At 58.8% G+C, this 250-nt stretch carries 1 protein-coding gene; it reads right to left on the bottom strand.

The features are described from left to right. The coding region (locus tag SB753_RS39745) for a DUF1302 family protein (protein ID WP_410805504.1) at positions 1–226 on the bottom strand (226 nt) is incomplete at its 3' end. Between the last annotated feature and the right edge of the window lie 24 nt (positions 227–250).

Below are 250 nucleotides of genomic sequence, written 5' to 3'. Positions count from 1 at the left end.
CGTCGTCGTAATTCGGGTTGTTGCCGATCATGGGATCGATGCCCCGGGCGCGCATGCCGAGGTTATAACTGATCGTGTTGTCCCAGTTCACTTCCCAGTCCGATGAACCGGTATCGAACCTGAACGCGTAGGCGTGCAGCGGAACTGTGGCCGCGATCACGCTGGCCAGCACGGTGAGGCGCGGCAGGGTCGTTGCCCCGCGGTCTTTCTTGTTTCTGCCGAACATCTGCTTGTCTCCTCTTGTTTTAAC

Source organism: Paraburkholderia sp. SIMBA_053 (assembly GCF_046534895.1).
GTDB lineage: Bacteria > Pseudomonadota > Gammaproteobacteria > Burkholderiales > Burkholderiaceae > Paraburkholderia > Paraburkholderia caledonica.
Note: the sequence above shows the minus strand (reverse complement) of the source record. Positions and strands in the feature narration are given on the sequence as shown.